The organism is Helicobacter mesocricetorum (assembly GCF_900198605.1).
Taxonomy (GTDB): Bacteria; Campylobacterota; Campylobacteria; order Campylobacterales; family Helicobacteraceae; genus Helicobacter_D; species Helicobacter_D mesocricetorum.
The window spans coordinates 1-5,900 of record NZ_FZPJ01000052.1 but is presented as its reverse complement, the minus strand read 5'-3'; the positions used below and the strand labels follow the sequence as shown (position 1 = coordinate 5,900).

The 5,900-nt window shown below is 30.4% G+C and carries 8 protein-coding genes and 1 pseudogene; 5 read left to right on the top strand and 4 right to left on the bottom strand.

From position 1 onward, the window contains the following. Positions 1–234, top strand: a 234-nt coding sequence (locus tag C6H18_RS08805) for a hypothetical protein (RefSeq protein WP_199770196.1), incomplete at its 5' end; no start/stop codon positions are given. Between the two features lie 114 nt (positions 235–348). After that, the gene (locus C6H18_RS08800) at positions 349–615 is read left to right on the top strand and encodes a hypothetical protein (RefSeq protein WP_104722724.1); all 267 of its coding nucleotides are present in this window, start codon (positions 349–351) and stop codon (positions 613–615) included. Positions 616–801: 186 nt separating this feature from the next. Here C6H18_RS08800 and C6H18_RS08795 read toward each other — a convergent pair. From C6H18_RS08795 to C6H18_RS08780, 4 genes and pseudogenes are all read right to left on the bottom strand, one after another. Continuing rightward, positions 802–894, bottom strand: a pseudogene (locus C6H18_RS08795) (type II toxin-antitoxin system YafQ family toxin); the annotation flags it as partial. A gap of 68 nt (positions 895–962) precedes the next feature. After that, positions 963–1,304: a hypothetical protein gene (locus C6H18_RS08790; RefSeq protein ID WP_034554959.1), complete on the bottom strand. Its 342-nt coding sequence runs from the start codon at positions 1,302–1,304 to the stop codon at positions 963–965. Positions 1,305–1,320: 16 nt separating this feature from the next. Beyond that, positions 1,321–1,632: a hypothetical protein gene (locus tag C6H18_RS08785; RefSeq protein ID WP_034554960.1), complete on the bottom strand. Its 312-nt coding sequence runs from the start codon at positions 1,630–1,632 to the stop codon at positions 1,321–1,323. Beyond that, positions 1,619–2,125, bottom strand: coding sequence for a hypothetical protein (locus C6H18_RS08780; protein ID WP_104722723.1), 507 nt, complete (start codon positions 2,123–2,125; stop codon positions 1,619–1,621). The genes C6H18_RS08785 and C6H18_RS08780 overlap by 14 nt, the downstream gene beginning before the upstream one ends. 147 nt (positions 2,126–2,272) lie before the next feature. Here C6H18_RS08780 and C6H18_RS08775 point away from each other — a divergent pair, with 147 nt between their 5' ends. From C6H18_RS08775 to C6H18_RS08765, 3 genes are all read left to right on the top strand, one after another. After that, positions 2,273–2,536 carry a TrbC/VirB2 family protein gene (locus C6H18_RS08775; RefSeq protein WP_104722722.1) on the top strand — a complete coding sequence of 88 codons (264 nt, stop codon included), beginning with the start codon at positions 2,273–2,275 and terminating at the stop codon, positions 2,534–2,536. A gap of 17 nt (positions 2,537–2,553) precedes the next feature. Further along, entirely contained in the window at positions 2,554–5,319 is a 2,766-nt protein-coding gene (locus tag C6H18_RS08770; protein ID WP_104722721.1) for a VirB4 family type IV secretion/conjugal transfer ATPase, read from the top strand. Between the two features lie 9 nt (positions 5,320–5,328). Beyond that, the coding region (locus C6H18_RS08765; RefSeq protein WP_104722725.1) for a hypothetical protein at positions 5,329–5,900 on the top strand (572 nt) is incomplete at its 3' end.

Here is a 5,900-nt window from a genome sequence, read left to right as displayed (position 1 = left end):
TTAGCCACTAAAGACTTTGTGGATAAAAGAATAGCAGAAGTAGAAAAAGAAATTGCAAATGTAAAGCAAGAGTTGAAGCTAGAAATTGCAAAAGTAGAAAAAGAAATTGCAGGAGTAAAATCAGATTATTGCTCTCTTAGGCAAGAAATGAAATTCTATGCAATAGGTTTAGGAGTCTTAATAATTATCCTCCAACCTAAAGTCTTTGATTTTATCACTACTTTTCTTAAGTAGCTAACACTAAAATACTTACATACAGCCCTAAGTTGGGATACAAGTATCCCAACAGGGTAGGTGTATCCTTGTATACAGTTTGGATAATCCAAACTTTAAATTAAAGGAGAAAAAATGAATAATGAAAGAAAAATTTCCCCTAAAGAGTTTTCCGATAAGCGTAAATCTCAAGATGATGAAATTCTTAAAAAACAACTTGAATTAAGAGAGCGTGAAATTGCTCTTAAAGAGAAAGAGTTAGAATGTAGATTACAGGCTGTAGAAAACAATAAAAAAGCTAAGAAATCTTGGTTATCTTTCTTTCTTGAAATTATGAAATGGGTGGGAATTATGATTCTACTATTGGTGCTTATGATTCTCTACAACATATACACCAAATAAAGAGACAAAACAATAATGTTTCAAAAATGGAAAGATTCTATGTTTGATGAGTTAAACAAGTGTAGTTTTGATATTATTCCCTAACACAAGCCTATTGTGTTAGAACCTTTCACCCTTTGGGTGTTTAATCTTTTTTAAAGCTTATGTGGATAGGTTTTAAAAGTGATTAAATATATATTTTAGTATTTAAAATATCTCACTATGAGAACCTACATTAATACAAGTTAGCATAAGAATATCATCTTGCTTTTTATAGACTAAAAGCAAATCGGGTTTTATCAAACCTCAAGCAAGAAAACCCTTACTTCTTTAAACAAGAGATGAATTACCTGAGGGTGATAAAGTCTTTAAATGAAACATTCTGGGAAATATCGTTTAAAAACTCGTGTTATCTCAACCATTGTTTCTTCCCTATTATCTGAATTTTTAAAAAGAATATCTTGTAAATCTCCAACGGAATTTCCCAACAATAATCCTTGATATTGAACGCTCGTATATGAAATCTGTATAAGTCTACTTTTTCTCTCTTCTTTGCTTTGTATTTTATATGCAAAATCTATATCTTTATGTAAGCTTTCTAATTTCTCCAAAATTTTTTGTTTTTGATAGTCTTTTTTGGTCGCTTTATAATAATAACTAGTAATAACCCAACCCCCAATTACTCCTCCCAAGGAAGAGCCTAAATTCACTATGAATTCCATAAAGTTAGTCTCTTGCTAAAACTTCTTTGATGGTTTTTTGTAAATCCTTTTCATCTTCCGTTTTATTGTCTATTTTAATATATTTGTCAAACAACTCTCTATTTTGGCGGATTAATTTGCAGAAACTTGCATCAACAAAAGAATCGGAAAATGGTAATTCAAGATTACCAACCTTGATTAAAACTTCTTGTTTTTTATTAATCCATTTTGAAAGATAGTTTTTTTCAAAATCTTCACCATTTTTTTCTTTATCGTGCTCCGCATTTCTTGCATATGGAGTTGTTGTATATTCTTTCTCAAAATTAAATATTTCCATCTTGCACTCCTGTTAAAAATTCTCTTATAGGTAGCTCAAAACTTATTAATGTCCCTATTACTTCGTGGTCTTTTACCTTATTGCTATTTGAACTATATTTTGTCGTATTTTTGTCATCACAATATAGTTCGTAAAAATCTTGCTTGGATATAATTTGCATCTTCGCTCCTTTACATTTTCTTATATTTTCCTCTAACCTTTTTGTCCCATTACCTCTGCTGATATTTTCTCCAGAGTAATTCCTATGCCTTTTCATATTGGATTCAAATATGACTTTCACATAATTGCCATTATTGGGATTAAGCTTGTCAAAAAAATTATCCATAAAATCACTTCGCTTTTGAATAGAACCAGCAAAACCTATTCCTTTATCTAGAATAGCAAATTTTATCACATCTTGTTGAACTTCACCAGCCAAATATACTATCTTATCCGTATAGGCGTGAGATTTTACATTAAGTAAAAGTTCATCATGGAAGCTTTTAAAATGCACATTTTACCTTCTTGAATTTGAATAGGTTTATTACATAAAATCCCAAAAATTCCCGTTTGAATAAACATATTTCTTATATTCTTATCTTTGGGCATTAAATGTTTTTTGAAAGCAAAACGAACGATTTTTAAAAAATAAGGAAACACAATGAAAATGAAGTTATTATCGTTAATTTTAATCAATCCAATGTTGTTATTAGCAGCTGGTGGAATTGATAAAGTAAATACTTTTATGCAAAATTTAGGAACAGCTTTATATGCAATTGGTGCAATAGTTCTAACAATTGCTTTTATGTGGGCTGGTTTCAAAGTAATGTTTCAAGGACAGACTCTAAGAGAAGTAGCTCCTGTATTTATCGGTGGTGTTTTGGTTGGCTCTGCTTCAGCAATAGCTGGTTATATCATTTCATAACTACCAAGTAGGGTTAAATGCAGAAAAACCCACTTTTTAAAGGCTTAACACGCCCCCCTATGATCTTTGGTGTGCCAATCACTCCCTTCATTGTAGCAATGGGAGGCATTTTCTTACTCGCATTTTATAGTCAAAACATTTTCTTGCTTATTTTTGCCATCCCCACATTTTTAATTATGAAAGGGATGACAAAAAAAGATGATTTTATTTTTAGATTGATGTTTTTAAAGATGAGATTTTTCTCTAACCCTGCCTCTAAGAATCACTATAAAGTCAAAACTTATAGTGTAAGCTCCTATAGACAAATGCCACAAAACTCGGATTTACCTAAAATATCTGTTTTTGGGCTTCATACAGAACCTAATTTTGAAAAGCTCATCCCCTTTTCATCCCTCATTACCAATTCTGTAGTTATTACAAAAAACTATCTTTTAATATCAACTTGGGAAGTTAGTGGAATTAGTTTTGAAGTAGAAGAGGATAATGAACTAGATAATAAAAATGAACTTTTGAATATGCTATTTAAATCTTTTGCAAATGAGCCTGTAAGTTTCTATTTTCATAATTGTAGATACTCCATTGAAGATAAACTAACTTCAAAATTCAACAATACTTTTTTAGAGGAAATTGACAGAAAATATTATGAAAGTTTTAAACAAGGAACACTTAGAAAAAACTCTTTGTATCTAACTTTAATTTTCAATCCTTTAAAAATTAAGATTGAAAAAACAACTTTTATGAAAAGCTCTTTTGAAAACAAAAGAAAAATGATTAGCTCATTTTTAGTCAAATTCAGTGAATTTACTGATAGGTTAGAAACAAATATCAAAGATTTTAATCCAAAAAGATTAAAAACATATTCCAAAGATGATAAAACTTACTCACAACAATTAGAATTTTATAACTATCTACTTGGTGGCAAATTTAATCCTGTAAGAGTATTACCAAGTCCTATAGATCAATATCTAAATGGCAATCTACAAAATATACAATTTGGAAATGAAACCATTCAATTAAATAGCAATGATGGCACAAAAAGATTTGCTAGATGTATTGAAATTAAAGATTACACAAACGAAACCTTTGCTGGTATTTTAGATATTTTAATGTATTTAAATCTTGAATATATTATCACACAAAGCTTCTCTCCTATCCCTAGAATAGATGCAAAATCTGCAATAGTAAAGCAGAAAAAACAACTTATTGCAACTGAAGATGATGGATTTTCTCAAGTAGCACAAATTGATGAAGCTTTAGATCAACTCACAAATGGAGAAATATCCTTTGGTAAATACCATTTTTCTATTCTTGTATATGGAGATAGCATTCAAGAATGTAAAGATAATACGAACGAAGTTATTACAAGAATGAATGAATTAGGATTTAGCGTGGTATTAGCAACTATTGCTTTACCTGCCACATTTTTTGCACAACTACCCTCAAACTTTGCTATACGCCCACGCATTAATTTAATTTCATCAATAAACTTTTCATCTTTAATTGCTTTACATAATTTTTCTATAGGAAAAAGAGATAAAAATTGCTGGGGTGATGCTGTCAGCATTCTTAAAACACCAAACAAACAGCCTTATTATTTCAATTTTCATCAAAGCTCTGGTGCTAACAAAAATGATTTTGGGGAATTATTTTTAGCTAATACTTTGATTCTAGGACAAAGTGGTGGCGGTAAGACGGTATTTATGAATTTCATTGTAGATCAAATGCTTAAATATGCTAATAAAGATACTTTCCCTGATGATATACCACAAGAAAATAGAAAATTCACAGCAGTATATTTAGACAAAGATAAAGGTGCTTTAGGCAATATCCTGTGTGCTGGTGGTAGATATATTGCAATTGAAAATGGTAAGCCAACTGGTTTTAATCCATTTATGATTGAATCTACACAAGAGAATATAAGACAACTCCAATCATTAATAAAGCTCTTAGTAACTAGAAACAATGAGATTCTAACAACTAGAGAAGAAGAAATGCTTAATAATGCTATTAACTCTGTTATGAAAGGATTTGAAAAAGAGGAAAGAAAATATCCCATCTCCTTATTACTAGAAAACCTAACTGAAAATGTCGATGATGATAATTCTTTAAAATCAAGATTAGCACTTTTTAAAAAAGGCAAACCATTTGGGTGGGTATTTGACAATGAATTTGACAATTTAGATTTTCCTGATGATATTAATTTATTTGGTATTGATGGAACAGAATTTTTAGATGATAAAGATGTATCAGGAATCCTTAGTTATTACATACTATGGCGTGTAATGAGCTTAGCAGATGGTAGAAGACTTTGTATAGATATTGATGAAGCTTGGAAATGGTTAGAAAATGAAATCGTGCAAGAAGAAGTTAAAAATAAATTTAAAACAATTAGAAAGCAAAATGGTTTTTTAAGACTTGCTACTCAAAGCTTAGAAGATTTTTTAAAACTTAAAAACGCCAAAACACTTATTGAACAATCCGCAACAATGGTTTTTTTACCCAACCCAAAAGCCAAAGAGGAAGAATATGTAGATGGAGTAGGTCTAAGTTATGATGAATATAGGATTATTAAAGGATTTAATCCCGCAAAAAGACAATTTCTCATCAAGCGACAAGATGAAAAAGTTATTGCCACGCTTGATTTAAGCTCTTTAGGCAGTGAAAACTTAAAAATATTATCTACTGGAACAGCTTCTATAGACACTATAGAAAAAATCTTCGCACAAGATAAAAGCCTTGATCAAAAAGTGAAAGAACTTAAAGAGTTTTATAGAAATTCATAAGGGATAACAATGAACGATAAAGAACTCCAAAAAGAAATACTAGCCCTAGAAGGTGAAGTTAAACAGCTTGAAACAACTATCACTGCAATTAAACAAAGAATCCAAAATCTAAAAGATATTGCTTGGGATAGACAAAGTAAAAAAGAAAGTTCTCAAATGTATAAAGTATTAAAAGAAGAAAAAGAATCCACACAAGTAAAAAGCAATGTAGGAGATATAAGAGTAGATAAAGACTTTATGGAAAAAGAAATTCAAAAGCATTTAGATAATCCAGCCTTAAGAGGAATGGTAACTACACAAGAGATGCTCTCCTTCCCTAAAGTAGCTAAGAATGTGGAGGCGGAGTTTAATCCACAATATCAAGGTTACAATTGGAAAGTTAAGGCTAATGATGAAAATATCATAAATTATGGGGAAAGAGATTATGGCGAGGGACATAGATTATTAACTGCTCACTCAAGAACAGAGAGGGATGAGCGAGGTCAGCCTCACCGACAGATTAACGACCTCAATTTTCACAACTCTGCCAATAAAACTATACCACAATCCAACCAATCTTCAAAAGATTTTAAAGCAAAACT